Source organism: Pseudonocardia humida (assembly GCF_023898865.1).
Taxonomy (GTDB): domain Bacteria; phylum Actinomycetota; class Actinomycetes; order Mycobacteriales; family Pseudonocardiaceae; genus Pseudonocardia; species Pseudonocardia humida.
The window spans coordinates 1-16,983 of the sequence record NZ_JAGSOV010000063.1 but is presented as its reverse complement, the minus strand read 5'-3'; the positions used below and the strand labels follow the sequence as shown (position 1 = coordinate 16,983).

11 protein-coding genes are annotated in these 16,983 nt (G+C 62.3%); 7 read left to right on the top strand and 4 right to left on the bottom strand.

Annotation, left to right across the window (positions count from 1 at the left end; genetic code table 11):
- Positions 1 to 763: 763 nt before the first annotated feature.
- From KDL28_RS29625 to KDL28_RS29610, 4 genes are all read left to right on the top strand, one after another.
- The gene (locus KDL28_RS29625; protein WP_252443919.1) at positions 764 to 2,359 is read left to right on the top strand and encodes a P-loop NTPase family protein; all 1,596 of its coding nucleotides are present in this window, start codon (positions 764 to 766) and stop codon (positions 2,357 to 2,359) included.
- Positions 2,360 to 3,089: 730 nt separating this feature from the next.
- Positions 3,090 to 3,599 carry a hypothetical protein gene (locus tag KDL28_RS29620; protein WP_252443917.1) on the top strand — a complete coding sequence of 170 codons (510 nt, stop codon included), beginning with the start codon at positions 3,090 to 3,092 and terminating at the stop codon, positions 3,597 to 3,599.
- A gap of 474 nt (positions 3,600 to 4,073) precedes the next feature.
- Positions 4,074 to 4,907: a hypothetical protein gene (locus KDL28_RS29615; protein WP_252443915.1), complete on the top strand. Its 834-nt coding sequence runs from the start codon at positions 4,074 to 4,076 to the stop codon at positions 4,905 to 4,907.
- A 702-nt stretch (positions 4,908 to 5,609) separates the two neighbouring features.
- Positions 5,610 to 8,075 (top strand): NACHT domain-containing protein, encoded by a 2,466-nt coding sequence (locus KDL28_RS29610; RefSeq protein WP_252443913.1) that lies wholly within the window; start codon positions 5,610 to 5,612, stop codon positions 8,073 to 8,075.
- Between the two features lie 479 nt (positions 8,076 to 8,554).
- Here KDL28_RS29610 and KDL28_RS29605 read toward each other — a convergent pair whose 3' ends face one another.
- On the bottom strand, positions 8,555 to 8,734 hold the full coding sequence (locus tag KDL28_RS29605; RefSeq protein WP_252443911.1) for a hypothetical protein: 180 nt from the start codon (positions 8,732 to 8,734) through the stop codon (positions 8,555 to 8,557).
- Positions 8,735 to 9,037: 303 nt separating this feature from the next.
- Here KDL28_RS29605 and KDL28_RS29600 point away from each other — a divergent pair, with 303 nt between their 5' ends.
- On the top strand, positions 9,038 to 10,132 hold the full coding sequence (locus KDL28_RS29600) for a hypothetical protein (protein ID WP_252443909.1): 1,095 nt from the start codon (positions 9,038 to 9,040) through the stop codon (positions 10,130 to 10,132).
- 252 nt (positions 10,133 to 10,384) lie between these two features.
- On the opposite strand, the gene KDL28_RS29595 is transcribed toward KDL28_RS29600, so the two are convergent.
- The 3 genes from KDL28_RS29595 to KDL28_RS29585 form a co-directional block, all read right to left on the bottom strand.
- Complete coding sequence (locus tag KDL28_RS29595) at positions 10,385 to 10,861, bottom strand: hypothetical protein (protein WP_252443908.1); 477 nt, start codon at positions 10,859 to 10,861, stop codon at positions 10,385 to 10,387.
- Positions 10,862 to 11,149: 288 nt separating this feature from the next.
- On the bottom strand, positions 11,150 to 12,043 hold the full coding sequence (locus KDL28_RS29590) for a hypothetical protein (protein WP_252443906.1): 894 nt from the start codon (positions 12,041 to 12,043) through the stop codon (positions 11,150 to 11,152).
- 534 nt (positions 12,044 to 12,577) lie between these two features.
- Positions 12,578 to 15,193, bottom strand: a complete 2,616-nt coding sequence (locus tag KDL28_RS29585) for an nSTAND1 domain-containing NTPase (RefSeq protein ID WP_252443904.1) — start codon at positions 15,191 to 15,193, stop codon at positions 12,578 to 12,580.
- 850 nt (positions 15,194 to 16,043) lie between these two features.
- On the opposite strand from KDL28_RS29585, the gene KDL28_RS29580 reads away from it, so the two are divergent.
- Together KDL28_RS29580 and KDL28_RS29575 are read left to right on the top strand one after the other, a co-directional pair.
- Complete coding sequence (locus KDL28_RS29580) at positions 16,044 to 16,448, top strand: thermonuclease family protein (protein ID WP_252443902.1); 405 nt, start codon at positions 16,044 to 16,046, stop codon at positions 16,446 to 16,448.
- A gap of 261 nt (positions 16,449 to 16,709) precedes the next feature.
- Positions 16,710 to 16,983: transposase (locus KDL28_RS29575; RefSeq protein WP_252443900.1), on the top strand; the 274-nt coding region annotated here is incomplete at its 3' end.

Below are 16,983 nucleotides of genomic sequence, written 5' to 3'. Positions count from 1 at the left end.
CCTGGCTACCGGAGTCGTCGCCGCACGCCCGCGAGCGCGAGGCCGTTTCCCGAATTGCTAATCGCATCGCGCGTGCAGGACAAGGCTTGCGGCCGCCGTGCTGGCTGGTCGCCGTGCTCGCCTATGCCGGGCGGGGCCCCTTATGTCGGTGCTCGCGCTGCCTTCCTGCGGTCCCACGCGACCGCGAACTAGAGATTCCAAGATCGGGGTTCGGGCTGGTGCGTCGTGATGCCGAGCAGTGCCGCTGAGCTGGGCAGACATCTTGGGCGCGTCAGTGCTGTCGGGCGCTAATCGCGGTCGTTTCCGGTGGGTAAGCGTGGGCGATGATCTCAGCTCGACCCTGGAACTCCCACCGCACGTGGGCCGGTGTGGCATCCCGTCGACCTGGCGCAGCCCGACCACGCGGCGTCCCGGGGGCAGCCCTCGACGGCACGTGACCGTACCTCAATCAGCTCTGCCCCCGGGATGCCGTGTGGTAGCCCTCTGGGAGGTCAATGGGATGCCACACCCCGCCGCCCACGCTCCCAACGCATCCGCCCCGCGCACTCTCGGCCATCCCGTTGGCCTGCCCGCCCGGCGAGGGCATGTCCTAGGGCAACGAGCGCCGAGCAGGCCAAGTCGGTCGACCCTCGTGCCACGACGTACTGGGCCCAAGCCCTGCCGCTGGGACGACGCGCTAGCGCTGCCGCCGCAGTGTCTCTAAGCTTACCCCCAGTTACACCCTGTTACGATCTTGTGCTGCGACGAGGGAAAGCGACTTACCTTGACGAATGGCATATCGACAATCAACAAGGCGCTGAACTTGATTCCAAAACGAGCTGAATCACGGCAAGTTGAGCGACTTCGCGATACCTTCGTTGACTCCGGCGTTGCTGCCGCGCTGCAAGCGGTAGATCATCAGATATTGTACGGGCGACGTGGTACCGGAAAGACCCATGCACTTCGGTATATCGAGACTGTTGCGGGTACGAATGGCGACCTAGGAGTGTACATCGATTTGCGCCAGGTCGGCTCGCCTGACGGCTTGTTTCTGGGAGACGAGACGCCACCGACGGAGCGCGCTGCGCGACTTCTAGTCGACCTCATAGTTTTGGTTCATGACGCGATCCTAGGCGCCGCACTGGAGCGCGATGATTTGCTTCTTGACGAGTCGTTTGTGCAACGCTTAGATGCACTTGCAGTAGCGATCTCATCGGTGCGTATTGAAGGCGAGGTCGAAGTCTCAAGCGAGGCTGAAACGAATGCCACCGCTAAGGAGTCAGTGAGCGGTAGCGCTGGGCTCTCGATGAAGTCCGTATCGCTTGAGATTGGATCGTCGGGCGAGCGAGCGAGCGAAGGGCGAGATCTCCAAAAGGAAAGCCGCAAAGGAGTGGAACGACGCAACCTCAATTTCACGCAAGTTGCCCAGGCGTTGCGCGCCCTCGCAGACTCAATTTCCAGAGCGAGGATTTGGCTACTTCTGGACGAATGGGGCGCCATTCCGCTAGATACTCAACCGTATCTAGCAGAGTTCCTCGTACGAACTATCCTTCCCGTCCAGCGGTTCACAGTTAAAATTGCAGCTATTGAGCAACAAGCACGATTTCGCGAACGTCGATCTAATGGGCAGTTCATAGGGATTGAGCTTGGCGCAGATATGGCCGCCAATGTAGATCTCGACGAGTTCATGGTTTTCGAGTTAAATGAGGAACGGGCGCGCTCGTTCTTCAGGGCTCTATTCTTCAAGCATGTTACTTCCGGCGTCGACGAATCTGAACGAGTGGCTAACGTAACTCGCCAGGAGGACCTAGTCCGGGTCGCCTTCACTGACAAGCGCGCCTTCGACGAGCTTGTCAGAGCTGCGGAGGGCGTGCCGCGCGATGCTCTGAACATCGCAGCGAAGGCAGCACTGAACGCCGGTGCTGGCTTGATCTCTGTTCCGCATGTGCGTCAGGCCGCCCGTGCATGGTTTCAGACGGACAAAGAGCGAGCGTTTAGCGACAACACAGAAGCGCAGCGTTTGCTTAACTGGATTATTGATAACGTTATTCGCACAAAGCGTGCACGTGGCTTCCTTGTGAATCAGCGCGAGACAGGGTCCTTACTGATCAAGGCGCTGTTTGACGCTCGCGTTCTTCATGTGGTGCGCAGGGGTTACTCGGCACAAGATGAGCCAGGTGAGAGGTACGACGTCTACGTTATTGACTATGGCGCCTACGTCGACTTAATTCACACGAAGTACGAGCCGCTCGGCATGCTCTCGATTGGGGTCGAGGACGATCCCTCCTATGCTGATGTTCCTACTCAAGACCTACGCGCCATCCGCCGGGCTGTCCTCCGGCTCGATGATTTCGTTGCGCCGGCGGTGGGCGCGTCCTAGTCGTGCGTTGGCGGTTCTCCTTGCGCAGCCGCGCGCCGCGCGGGGACCGGCCGGAGGCCGCACGCCCCGCACGGCGCTTGCGGCTGCATCGGGCACAGTGCCGCCCGGCGCCCGGAGGGCGCCGCCTTGACCAGTAGAGGAAGTCTGAACACAGCGAGGCCGGGTGGAGCTCAACGGAGAACTGCGGGGCTCCACCCCACGCTCCGGTCCTCTCTCCAGTGGGGCAGCCAAGATCGAAACTTCCGGTGGGTGTGGCTGAAGTAGCGCGAGGAGTCAGTCGGACAGGGAAGGAAGTCGTCGCTAGTCGGGTCGGGCGCACCAGCACCCCAGCGAAGACTCGACTGCCGGTGAGGACACGCGGTGGGCTGGAGGCGCTGCCTGCCGGGGCCCGACTGTCGAGCCGACGCCGGTGGATCGGCGCCCAGATCAGGTCGGCAGGCCGGAGCAGCGCGCCCGCCAGTGGCCGGCTGACCCGAACACGCGCGGGTTCGTCACGGCCCGCAGCAGGAACGTGCGCCGAACAACCGAGTGCGTGAAGTACGTGCACACAGTGACCGTGGCGCGTCAGCGCGGGCGCACCGTGCACCCACCCGTGTGGACGACGACCGGCGCAGCGCGCGCCAACGAGAAGGGCATCGGCTCGCACTGCTGGACGTCCTGACCTTCGGCGAGCCGGGAGTGCAGGTCACCGCTCCCGGCTCGCTACTAGCGCGCTGGTTAGCTTGACGGCGTGCTCGCTCTCTCGATCATCGCCATCTGCATCTCGGGTCTCGCCTTGGTTGTCGCGGTCCTCGCCATGCTCGCCACCCGCCGCAACGCCGAGGTCGCCGTGCGCAAGGAGCTGCGCGAGCTGGCCGACCGGGACGACGCTGAGGGCCCGCAGTTCACGGCCGAGCCCGCGCAGGTCCACGACCGGAAGGCCGCGGTCAAGATCCGGGTCGCCGGCGGTCCCGGCGCCATCGCCGTGTCAATTCGGCCGGCCGATGTGCCGTGGTGCCGCGGGGTCTCCAGCGGCGACCGTGAGGTTGCGGACGAGGTGTGGTTCCCGCCGCGCGAGCCCGGCGACGTCGTCACGGTGACCGTGCACCTCACGGTGGATCCGTGGGAGGGCCACACCGACAGTGTGGCGCTGCCGCTGCTGCTCGACGCGCAGTCCCGCGAGGAACGTCCCCGCCGGTGGGAGCGTCGCGTCTCCGTCCAGCTCGTGCCGCCGGTGCAGCCGTGGGCGGAATGGGCGTAGATCGCCCGGCGCCCGCGGCCTCGGCCGTCCTGAACCTGTTGTCGATTTATCAGACAGTTGAGAATTCAACCCTTCCGACGTACCGTCGACATAAAATCTTGACTAGTACTCTCGCCAGTCGGCTGGCGCCTGGGACTCTAGCCGATGCTCCACAAACGCCTCCTATGCCTAGCGCTGTTGATAGCCCGGGAAGCCGCCGGCGAGTCGTAGAAGCTCCGGCGGTTACACGCATTCGCTCGGATCCACATGACTGTGAACGGCAGTCCCCTCGTGCCAGGGCGGGCGAACAGCTGGGGAACGGATGATCCAGGCGGCGGAGGTGACCCTCGGGTAGAGGCCTGGAGCGGGTACAGCGTATGAAGCGCAGACACTCCTCTGGGTGCCGACCGCACTTCCTCTGTGCGAGCAAATCTCATAGTAGTTCGGCGCAATGCCGCGCTCTGGGGTCGTACCACTTTATGGTAGCGTTTTGCCGTGCCAGAAGGACAAGGGTCTGCAGACGGCGCTAGCGAAACCGCAGCGAACAGTGATGTCTCGAACTTGGCAGTTCAGCTAGATGACTTATTGAAGATTGGAGCTGTGCTTGCCACCGGACTATACGTAGGTCTCAATCTCGCCTATCATCGATTCTTCGGGCCGCTTGGACTGTCACCTGAGGATCTTGGTATTGATCAGGTTTTCATACTGGTACGGGCAATCGGTCTCCTGCCGGTCATTGCGATAGTGGCAACTCCCTGGCTGACGATCGCCTTCTATTTTCGGCGCGGCGCAGCAAGTCGGGGAGACGAGAGTCCAACTTGGAGTAAGATCCAACTCGTCCTGACCGGCGCGGCCATTTTAATGGCTGCCGTTCTGATCCCGGATTTCGATGTACCTCAGTCTACCGTTGCCTATGTCACGTTCTTGATTGTCGGCGCAGCGCCTCTCTTGATTAGTCTAGTCTGCGATGTGAGAGCCAGGTCGTTGACGAAAGCGGCCCTACTTGCTCTGACCGCTGGGGCTGCTGTTGTGGGCGGAACATTCTTTGCGTGGCATCTGGCAGCAGAAGCAGTCGACAATGCTAAAGGGGGCAAATTGTTGCCAGCGACTGCACTTGTCCCGACCTTCTATGTGGTCGATCTTCAAGTAAGTGACGCTACAATTCATTGGACGGCCGATCCAGGAAGACGGCCACTGGACGTATTCACCAGTGGTGAAAAGATAGAGGCTGGCTACATTGGCCAGAATGCAACGACTGCCTTCATTCTGAAGGATGGTGCTACTATCCGTTTGCCTGCCAATGCCGTAGTCATTGAGACAGGTCCGTAAAGTGTGTATTAAGTGAAAGCTGTGAGAAGCGGCAGTTGTCATGCAAATCGAGAACGTTAGCAACGTACGCTTGGCAGCTTGAGAAGGCTTGCGCCGAGCACTAGACGATTTGAATTCTCCCGCGATCCGTGACGCGGCAGATCGCGACGCTGCTCATCCCCGCCACGGCCAGCAAACCTGTCCGCGAGCGATCTAACGCGCCCACCGCAACCGATACCGAGTCAAGAAGCCCGGCGAGCCAGCTAGCATCCGCTACGCCGGGTCGCGCACGATGCTTGTCCGCAGGTTGAGACCTCGAAGAACTATGTGGTCAACTTGAGCTGCGGGACATTGGGCCTAGAGGGTGTCCTCGTCATCTGCCGAGCGCGTAACGTCTCTTGGTCCTCCTGCGAGGTACCAACGACCCCACATATTAGGGGAGGGCCATATCAACTGAGTTCAATAATCAGCCTTCAACTTTTAGATTCTTTAGTCTTGATGAACGTAAACACGTCGTAGTGCAGTATGGCAGGAGGATAAGCAATGTTGAACACAGTTGTAGACTTCATCTCCCGTGCTTGGCCCATACTGCTGAGCCTAGTAGGCGTCCCACTTCTGACGGCTATCATTGTCCGATTTAACAAGTTTGTCAGGCAGAACGTCCTGATATTGTTCGATGCGGCTACGTGGAGATTGACCCGACGGACGAGTAGTGCGCTTTCCATGCGGGTGGGCATGCGAAGCTACAGTCGACTCGTTCTCAACAACGTCGAGAACGTCTATATGCCCGTTCCGGGTAAGGGTGGTGTCACGTTAAAAGTTGAAGACATGTTCGTAAATTTGAAGCTCGAAAACTTTACCCGAAACACGCCTACTGTTTCTGATACGGCGCTGCTCACTCTGGGAAACCGTATTCAAGTTATAGGTGACCCCGGATCGGGGAAATCGACGTTGATAAAGAAGCTCCTAATTGATTCTTGTCGGCAAGCTATCGAACGACCGCGAAGCTCAAAGCTGGCAGTGCGGATAGAATTGAAGAATCTTCGCTTCGATGAGGCTGGCGAGGATCTGGGAGAACAGTTCATAGGAAAAGTACGCGCCGTGGTGGCCCAGCAAATAGGACAAGAAGCCAATGAAGCGGTGGATCTCTTTCTTCGCTGCAGTGAAGATGCCGGACTTCTAGTCCTTCTCGATGGCCTTGACGAAGTCGCCTCGCAAGAATATCCGACGATGACTAAAGCTATCGAAAGTCTTAGCTCTAGACTAGCGCGGCTCAGTGAAAAGAATATTGTCGTACTTACGATGCGTGTACAATTCTATCAACAAGTATACCGCGATCTTACTTCAAGTTTTCCGGTTGTTCTCCATATTCAGCGCTTCACGTCGAATGACATTTTTAAGTTCCTGTCTAGCTGGTTTCGGGGGCAGTCGGACGCTGGTGTACACGTGAACAAGGTCTTTGGCGAGCTCAGTGACAAACCAAGTTTGCGAGATCTATGCACTAATCCACTGATCCTGTCCATGTACGTAGTGAACTTTCAGCGAGCGAGTAGCATTGATCTTCCCGACACTCGGACGAGCTTCTACTCAGATGTTTCTAGCGAGTTCCTAATTATGAGGCGGGCGAGGCAGTGGAGTCTCAGGTCGGCCCGTGTTGCGCGGATAGAGCAGCGTGAGGGCATATTCGGATCAATTGCGTTAGAGAACTTATCTGATATCACTCAGCCAGCAAATCAACTCAGCTGGAGCACAGCGACCCAAATTGTCAAAGCGGAGTTAAATCTAGACACTGATGTAGCTGCCGAGGAGAATCTACTCTCCCTGTCCTCTGAGACAGGGCTTATTACTCCTGAGCGTGACATGGAGACGTTTAGGTTCATTCATCTTACAATCTGTGAGTACTTTGCGGCGTTGGAGGCGATTCGCGGCCGTGAAGATGGATGGGACAATCTAATCCATCTCCATGGGAGCTTTCAGCGAGATCCATCTACTGCAAGCCGTCTAATAGAGGTTCTTCCGTTCGCGTGCGCACTAGCACGCCGTGATCAACGGCGAGTTGCCCTCGTGAATGTCGCGGCGCTGGGCGATAACGAGCTGCTGGGACGTTGCCTACTTGAGACTCAAGCGTATGACCATTGGACATGGGAGCGTTACCGAGATAGAGAGCGGGCCCACCTCGTTACTACTCCCGTGCACTCTTGGGATGAACGCTGGTTCTCGCGCTTGCACTTGTATCAGGTTGTTGTGGCTGACGCGAGTGATGTGCTAGGCGTCGACGAAAGCAGTTCGCTTGACTCCGTTTTCGACCAGCTTATCTCCAATAATCGAGAAAGATTGCTCCTGCTATTCAGAAGCTATGCTGAACACAATGCGCCGTCGGCGCTGCGGCTATCTCGAGCATATGGGATGGACCTCCTGGCAGAGGCGCCGGATATAATTGTTGATGCGTGTGATGAACCGCCCTTCCTGGAGCTGGTGGTAGACCATGCGCAGCAAGAGCCTGATCGCCAACGGATTCATAGATGGGCCGCTGTCTTGACCGAAGCAATACTCCGATCGCGTACTGCTTCGGAGCGTTTAGCTAAGGCTCAGATTACTGATGCGTGGTCAACAGAGTTCGATACTTCGAGAACGGCCGACTCGGCATGGCCGATGAACAGGGTGGTCCATCCCAACGCGCGCAATTCTCTGCTGGTGGGGGCGGTATCGATAGCGACGTCGGATTTGGCATTATCGACTCCGCCCACACTGCATCTCTTGACTGCACTGCATTCGTTGCCAAACCCTAATCGGCAGTCGTCGCAAATTTCACGCCGGGTTCTCCCGTTGCTTTTAGTATCAGGTATCCTGCTAAGCGCTGGAGCTTGGGAAACTTTCAACGACCCCGCCTCGAGGTTGGGGATAGTGCTGTCTCTACTAGGATTCCCGCCATACGTTTATGCCTTCATGCTTTTTGCGGCTAGAATGAGAATGTGGCGTCTGTACGGGGCGGTAGTGAATCGTGGCAGGCCTCAAGTGAAGACTAGGCGGAGTCGTGCCAAGAGTGTGGAAATTCCACCGCTGACAGACCTGGATGCTGGCGACAAGATCTTTCTTTGGTTTGCTAACCGGAAATTCATTCCAGCTATGCGTGCGTACGGGATGGTGGCGGCCGGCGTCCGAACAGATCGATCGCAGGATGCCAATTAGACTTCTTCGCAACAGAAACTAGTAGCGAAGGACTGTGAGTTGATGAACATCGCGACTTCTGCTGGGCTAGTGCTGCAATGGCCCTGCGCCGCCGAACCGATTCTCGCCCTTGCCTGCATTGGGGACCAGCAGCGCCCCCTGGTGCTAGTAGGCTGCGCCTCGCTCGAGTGCGCCTGGCCCCCGGCCTTCCATGGTCCGATCGTGATGATCTTGCTAAGGAGAGGTGATCATCTACTTTGGGTCGAATGACTGACGGCATGACTGCGAGTTCAATCGCCTGTATACGCGGCAGGCAACCCAGACACGCTGTGTGTCAGCCTGACCAGCAAGCGCTAAGCCGTCCGAGAATGCAGCCGGAATTCTAATGCGCGGGTACGAAGAGTCAACCTTGCCGACTCGTCGGCTAGCTCGATCCGAGGCCCATGGCGAAGCCCGAGTCCGTCCCGATGAAGGCGAGGACCAAGAATGAAAGCCTGCGGCTACCGGGGTGGTGGCGGGGACGCGAGCAGGTACAGCAGGGGGACGAGGCTGCCGGAGCCGAGGACCTGGCCGCGTGCGACGAGCTCGGGAGCGTGGGCGAGTGGTACCCACTCGATGCGGCCGGCCTCGTCGATGTCGGTGGGCTCGCCGACGTGTTCGTAGTCGCGCCACAGGAACACCTCGATCCGGGCGCGGAGGTTGCCGGGCAGCCGTTCGCGAACCGGTCCGGGCCCACCTCGCCTCCTCCCTCGCCTCCTCCCTCGCCTCCTGCCTCGCGACCGGAGCTGAGAGCGGGCGCCGGCGTGGGTAAGGGGAGCAGGAAGAAGCGACAGCGGCGGCCAAGCGGCCACCCCCCAGCGCCCATCCCCGACGTGTCGCCCGAGGCCGAGCCGGGCACGACCGACGCATGGGCTGCCCCGGCGGCGGCGCGGCGGTGTGTGCGGCTGCTCGAGGACCTGCGCGGTGAGCCGCATCCGTGCTTGTTGACCGTGTTACTCAACGCCGTCGACACGTTCCTCGACGACGTGCAGGCCCGCGACCCCGACAGCGTCCCCGGAGCGGGGTGGGGTTACCTCGACGAGAACCGCGACCCGCGGCAATGGCGCATGGAACTCACAGCCCTGGGTGGCGAGATCGGGCAGGTCCGCTACGGCGACATCGAGGCGCACCGGGTGCTGTTGGGGCGGTTGCACACCTTGTTGCCGCACGGCAAGCCCTACCCGCCGGGGGCGGAGGCGTACGTGATCTCCCCGCAGATGCACAACGTCGTCCGCGCCGCAGCGGCCACGCTCACCCCGCAGGACCTGCTCACCCTCGACCCGGACACCGACCTGCCCACCCCGGCCGGGCTGGTGCTGCTGCCCGCGGCGTGCGGCTCGCCCACCTCCGTCTACGCGCCGGTGTCGGTGATCGGGTGGCGCCCGGAGACCAACCGGATCCTGCCCGACGGGCCGTCCCGGGCGGGGGTGTGGGTCGAGGGGTTCTCCCAGCGCCGCGACATCGACCAGCGCCCCATCTGGCCGTTGGTGGTGCGGGCGTCACGGGCCGCATCCGCACGCCCCCCGTTGACCCTGCCGCTCTCGCACGAGTGGCTGGTGCCCGCCGCCGCGATCACCGAACCCGAACAAGCAGCGCTGGCCCGCCTGAGCAGCCTCAACCGGGCCGTGCGCGAGCAGAAGATCAGCGACTACGGCGAGTACGACCCCCAGCGCGACACCGAGTTCTCCCTGGCCGCCTACGCCTTCGCGTTCTGGCGGCTGTGCCGCCAACCCCTCACCACCACCAGCTGGCACACCCTCACCCACCACCCCGGCCACGACGAGCCGGCCGCCGGCACGGCCGGCCGGCGCCGACCCGAGGGGCTGGACCGGGTCCGGATCGTGCACCTTCGCCCGCCACCCGCCCGCGACCCGGACGACACCGACGACGTCGACGGTTCGGTGGGAGCGCAGCGCCGCTACCACCACCGCTGGCCAGTGCGGATGCACAAGGTCCGCCAGTTCTACCCCAGCACCGGCACCCACAAGATCATTTGGCGAGGCCCCTACATCAAGGGCCCCGACGGCGCCCCCTGCTGATCGGGCCCGAAGGTCCAAGCCATCACCTGACCGAGCACGGCCAACCGCGCGCCGGCACGCCGTAACCGACCGCACGGCCGACTGTGGACGCCCGTGATCAACGATCCACCGACTGATCCACGAACTGCATCGCTCTGGTTCCAGTCGTGCCCAGTCGCATGCCCGTGCCGCCAGCCCTTCCTGGCAATACCAGCTCTGTGAGTGGCAGTGTTCAGACTACGGATTGGATGCCGACTGGCTAAAGCTGCACTTTCAATCAGATTCGATATCTCGCATTGCTGACGCAAGCATCGTCGGGATCTCCTCCCCAATTCGCGTGGCTTCCAGTGCGAATTTCTTCAGCTCCGCCTCGTCCTCCGGGGTGATCCAGGCGGCGAGTCGAACCTTAATTGTGCGCTTTGCAAGCTCCCATTCAAGGTCGTATACTTCGCGAATTTTAGGTTGGATAAGTTCGTAAGCGTTAGCATCCACGGCGGCCAGGGAGGTTGATGCGCCCATCAGGTTTGCCAGAGTGCGATGCATTGCAATATCGTAATCGTCAAGCATCTTGAGCGTGATTGCACGGGCGTCCACGAGGGCGAACCATGTTAACCACTCTATTTCGTGAATTGCACTTTGTAGTTCTCGGAACACATCTGCTGAGCGCGTTCGACGCTCGGCAAGGTGAGCGAGCTTTCGGGTTTCGAAATGGCGGCGCGACTCATTTCGTGCAGCAACGACGTTGGTCACTATAAGAGTCAGGATAGCGACCAGACCTGCTATAATTCCGGTCAGCAGAACGGCGGCGGGCTGATCAATTCCCACAACATTCCTTCCCGAGATTAGACACCATTCTGGTTCGGAGACTAGTGGGTCTATGAGTAGTGGGTGTCGCAGCCGCAGTGGACGTTCCCCACAATAGGCGATCCACGGACCGATCCACGAACTGCAACGTACTGATGCCTGGTGCGCTCGATCTTTGACCAGTCGTGTCCGCTCCTGCCGGACGCCCGTCGCATGTGAGCGTCGGTTTTCGGACTACGGCTCAGGAGTTCCTGGAGCACTGGGGATCCGTCGGAAGCGTCCATTTGGGGGAGCAGGCGTCGACATGAAGAGATCTTCGAGGCGACGTTCGTTCCATCGATTATCCACGGCATCGAACTGAAGCAGGCCCGCATCTTCATTATACTGGATCAGCAAGCTGCTGTCGTACAACGCGAAGTCGGCTGGCAAAGCGAGGCCGGGATAGAGGCGGCTATACTCTGATGTAGTCGCCCAGTAGCTGTTGACAGAAGAGCTGCCCGATCGATAGAAAGCCATTAGATCCGAGTCGTTCAGGTCTGCCTCCATATCTGACTTCTGGCCGTCCTCAATTATGAAGAGGCGAACTTTATACATCATCGTCCGTTCGTTAAGCCTCGTCAAGTAGTCTGCACCATTGCTGTCACGGTACCATCGAATTGGCTGGCGCTGGACCCCGAAGTATCGATCGCTCTCGCCGATCGCGACTTCTAGATGCCTCAGGTATTCACCAGGACCCACGCGTGGGATCATATTCAGCTTCTCGTTAACAGAGGCAGATATCAGCGTCGTGAGCGTGTTTCGGTGGCGAGGACTCGACTGCAGCATCTGCTCAAACCGGGCTGAGGTGGCGGACCTCGATGCGACGAGTTTGAGCTCATCCTTCAGTTCCTGCATGCCGGCGAGCGTGCGGGAGGCGGCCGTGACTAGCTGCCTTGCCAGCTCAATCAGCCATCCGATCAGAGCGCCGATCGCAATCGCTAGTAGATGATTGGGAATTTGGTCAACCGTGAAAGCGCGCGTAAGTCCCTCGGAGAAAGTGACGGCGACCTCGGCGAGGATCGCGCCGGCGGCAGCCACGAGTGCAAGACGGGATGGTTGCAGCGACGTCGAGTCGGAATCGCTCGGCATCAGTCTCCAGTTCCTTATGGTCACCAGTCATCTGGTCAACACTGCCGGGTCTGTACGTCTGCCAACTCGCCTCGCCGGCTTCCGCTGTTACGGGGGCCTCCAGGTCCTCGCTGCGCTCGCGCAGGACAAGGATGTGGCGCCGTGGGGGACCTCCAGCTGCACGGCGCGGACAGGGCCAGCCCGTGGTGCGCACCAGTCCCGCCACACTTGTGCATCGCCTCTGTTGCCGGCGTGAGCAGTGATCGTTTGACGCAGTCTGCCGCAGGCCGGGCGGGCCGAGCCAGGGTGGCTTGCTGTGGCTCCAGGCGTCGCGGTGGGGGCAAGCACCTACCGCCCGCAGCGCGCTGCAGATCGAGCAGTCGATCTGCGTGCCGTGGAATCAAACGTGGTGCGAACTATGGTTGATCCGTGGGGCCGCTGGGGTAAGCGGGTCGCGTGGCGATGCTGGTAGAGGCTGTGGACTACGCGGACTGCGAGCCTTACACCTAGGCGGTCATGAACTCGAACCCCTGGCGCCGTCACCGCGTGAGGTGTTTAGGCGAGTTGGGAGGTCGTAGGGTGCTGGTCAGGAGCGGTCTCCGTCGACGGGGGGCAAGGGCTGATTAGCAGAGCCACCACGTCCTCGACTAGTGGCCCTCCGTTGAGTTGGTGTGCGCGCTCTACGAGTCGTTGGGGTAGCCGGTCGAGGTCAGTGCGGCGTTCGTCTTCAACGAGTTCGATGAGTCCCTCGGTGCCGAGCCGTGTGTCTGCTACGGGGCCTTGGCCCCCGATCAGCCCAGGGGTGTAGAGCAGCAGCGCCCACGTGGGCTCAAGCGCCACAGTCTGGACGTCCCAACGCGCGTCGGCGACAGTCCCGAGGGGAGGCCCGGTCTGCCGGGCGACGCTGTGCGGCGCGTCCGCCAGGACGATGGGCGGTGGATGTCCGGCCAGTCGAACGAGTGCCGTTCGCGTGCCTAGATCGCAGGTGTCGTCGATGGTGACCGTGCATGCGGTCGTGGAACTGGTGCGGTCGTGTCGCTCGCTGACGAGCACGAGCTGCAGCTTCGGCAGCAGCTCTGCCTCGTCGACGCCGGCAAGGACGAGGGTGCGCCACGAGACCCGCAACAGGGCGCCGAGCGCCGCTTCGGCGGGGCCGTTCCCACTGACAGTGCCGATGATCGCGTGAACGATGCCACTTGGGTTCACGACGACGTCGTAGAAGTCGCCGCCGAGGTAGGCCCTACTTCGGCCCGAACGGTAGAAGGCCCGGATCCGCACCCTGCTGCCCGCCAGTAGCGGTGCGGGAAATAGGCCGTACTGAAGGTGCTTTGCCTCCTCGGCTGCACGCTGCTCCTCGTGGAGCCTTGCGTGTTCTCGTGCTGCTCGACTTCGACTGGCTTGGAGATACTCGCGTTCGATCGGACCGACGCTGTTGGGGCGTTGGTTGGCCCACTCGTCCAGGGCGGCGAGTCGGCTGCCGTGGAGCAGGTATGACTCGTCGCGGCGACTATGCTGCCAGTCGGCGGCGAGTCGTTCCAGATCCGCGCGCAGGCGCAGGCCGGCCCGGTCGGCCTCGATCGCCCGGCGTAGGGGAGGCCACTGTCGCAGCAGCGCCTCGTGCGCGACCTCGACCGCGGGCTCGCCGGCGGAGGCGAGCTCACCGGAGATGCCTTCTTCGGCCGGGTCCGCGTCGGCGCGTGTACTGGTCAACAGTCGGGCGTCAACGAAGGCGTCGACGATCATCAGCTCGTCGGTGGTGAGCTCGCTGCGTCGGACACCTCGCCGGGTGGGCTCGTCGTCTCCGGTGACCGCAGCGAGCTGGGCCAGCGTGGGCACGACCCGTCCGCCGTAGCCGCGTCGGGTCAGTTCGTTGGTGAGGCGATCGGCCCGGTGCTGGAGTGCGCCGACGACTCCACCGATCGCCGTGTAGTCCTCGATGGTGATACGGCCGTGTGGGTGGGCCCGCTGGCACAGCTCGCGCAGCGTGTAAGCGAGTAGAGGTAGTGCGTCTCCACCCGCGGTGTCCTCCACCAGGCGCTCCACCAAGCCAGGGGCGAGCTCTAGGCCAGCCCGCTTGGCGGGTCGGGCGATCACCTCGGCGAGGCGAGACCGCCCCAACGGCTCGATGATCAACGTGTCGTCGATTGCTTCAGCCAGACCCGCCCGCTCAGGTCTTGAAGTCAGGAACTCCGACCGCATCGTCGCTACCGCCCATATTGAGCCGGTCGCGCTGAGCGCCCCGCGCAGCAGCGCGAGGAAGCTTTCCTGCTCGCGTGCTCCGCTGCGGGTCACGAGTTCCTCGGCCTGATCGATGACCATAAGCACGTCCGAGGGCCGATGATCGTCCGAGTCGATCTCGGCCAGCTCCTCGGCCAGCTCGACCAGGACCGACGGGCCCCGGCCGAGTAGCTCGGCCAGCTCAGGTACTGGTCGGGGTAGGCCGCGGGTAGCGAAGGCGCGAGCCAAACAGGCAGCCAAGTTGCGGACGGGGTGTCGGCCCGGCAGGAGCGAGGGGAGCAGGACCCAGCGTCCGGGTGGACGAGCAAGACGGGGCAGGAGCCCGGCGTGCAGCAACGAGGACTTGCCGCTGCCCGACGGGCCGAGGATCGCCACAAACCGGCCCGGTCCGTGTTGCAGAGTGGGGTGCAGCAAGTCCACGAGCCGCTGCGTTTCGTGCTCGCGGCCGAAGAAGACCGCGGCGTCGTCCGCCGTGAACGAGGCCAAGCCCGGAAATGGCAACCGGGCCGCGTCCCAGGCAAACGAGTCGGCTGGGTCGAGTCCGGCGGCGCGCAGGCCAGCGACCAGCCGGTCAACTCCGGACCTTAGGTCGGTGGTGCCGAGGTCGATCCACTGCACATCGTTGAGCAGCGGCAGGCCGACACCCGGTGCCAGCCGTAGCGGAAACACCGGATGGCCCAACGAGCGCGCCAGGCTGAGTTCGGCGAAACACCAACGCGAGGCAACCGACACCTCTGATGCAAGAAATACCAGCGCGTCAGTCCTGCGCAGGCTGGAGTAGAGCTCGCGCTCCCACTCGCGCCCCGCCGGTATCCCGTCGTCGGGATCATAATCAACGAACAATGCTACGAAGCCAGCCTTACGCAAATGCGAGCAGACCTTCGCTGTGACAGCCCGGTCCCGGCTGCAATGACTAACGAATAGTGCGCCCATCGCGTCCCACCCGCAACATCGGAAGTGCTGACAAGCACTCAACGAGTGCACCGCTTATGCCCACCTGAGCCTACGGCGCTGACAGTCGTTCGGCTTAGCCTCATCTGGCCGTCCGTGCGCTGAAGCAGACGACGGTGCAGGGCGTTCCCGGAGGCGCGGCCGTGGCAACGCGGAGCGGGGGCGGCTGGAGATCGTGACCGCAGAGGCCGCGCCGTCACTGCGCTGACCCCAGCACAGATCGCGGCGGTCGGCCCGAGCCTGACCCTGCTGACCGGAGTGCGGACGTCGAGGATCTTGTGCCGCGCCCGCTGCGGACGTGTCAATGGTCCTGTAGCGCCCTGACCAGCCTCACCGGCTTCTTTCGATCTTGTTCGTGGCCTCCTTCGTGGCCTCAAACGCCGGTGTCTTGTGTTCCTCATGTGCTCGCTGAGACCAGCGTCGTGCAGGGAGAGACCCAGTGGGACACGTGTAGGCGATGACGAACGTTCTCGTAATGCGTAGGTCAGTGCTGCGCACGTTGAGGTTTCCGTGAGCCCACTGCCGCGGTCCGGTTCGCAGAACTCGTCTCGCGCCGCGAGGTCGTTGACGCACACGTGTCAACGTAGTCGGCGGGCGAGCCCCGAGCCCCGGCAGCGCGCTGATGGCTGAGCTGTGCAACGTTGCGGCTGGCGGGAACGATCATCAGTGTGTGATGCGACGATTGGTCCTTCTTGCGCTCTTGGCCGCCGCGCTCGTAGCCGGTGGTGGAACCGCCATCGCCGCCCCCGCTCCCACGGGCAGCGACGGGCGGTCGGCCGGGGCCGGTTCCGCAGTGGCCGGGGTGGCGGAGCCGGAGGGGGTGGTGGGAACCGTGTCCTACGTGGTGGACGGGGACACCGTGCACGTCCTCGACGGCCGCGGGTCAAAAATCAAGGTGCGGGTGTTGGGCATCGACACCCCCGAAACCAGAGACCCGCGCAAGCCGGTGCAGTGCTGGGGCCCCGAAGCCACCCAGTTCGCCACCGCTACCCTGCTCGGGCAGCAGGTCACCTTGGTCACCGACGCCAGCCAGGATGCCCGCGATCGGTACGGGCGGGTGTTGGCCTACCTGGTGTTGGCCGACGGCAGCAACTACTCGGTGCTCGCCGCAAGCGCGGGCGTGGCCCGGTCCTACGTCTACAACCGCAACCCGGTCAGCGAGCACGCCGCAATCACCGCCGCCGAAGCCGACGCCCGTACCGGCGGGCGCGGCCTCTGGGGTGCCTGCCCCACCTGAGGACCGCGCGACGACCGATCGTTTCGCGGGCTGTGCCCGAAAGGTGGCAACGCGAGGTCGTCGCCGGCGGAGCAGCACCGCTAATCGCTATCTCGTGGGCATGGGGTTGGTGTGCGTGCTCACCGCACATTGATGCTCATCGGGGCCACAGCATGACCACATCCCACTCCTGGCTCCCAGGGGAGCGACGCTGGGACTGCTGCACTCGTAGGTGACATCTGAGCTGTGGTGCCGACTGGCACTGCTGGAAGGATGTTCACCGTGCCCAAGCCTTACCCCCAGGAGTTCCGCGACGATGTCGTGCGAGTCGCGCGCGAGCGCGAGCCCGGGCAGACGCTGCGCCAGATCGCCACAGACTTCGGCATCAGCGAGTCGTGCTTGGTCAACTGGCTCAAGGCCGCCGACCTCGCCGACGGAGGCCGGCCCGCCGCGGCGGCGGTGGAACAGTCCGCCGAACTGCGCGAGGCGAAGAAGCGGATCCGGCTGCTGGAACAGGAGAACGAGGTCCTGCGCCGGGCTGCAGCATATCTGTCGC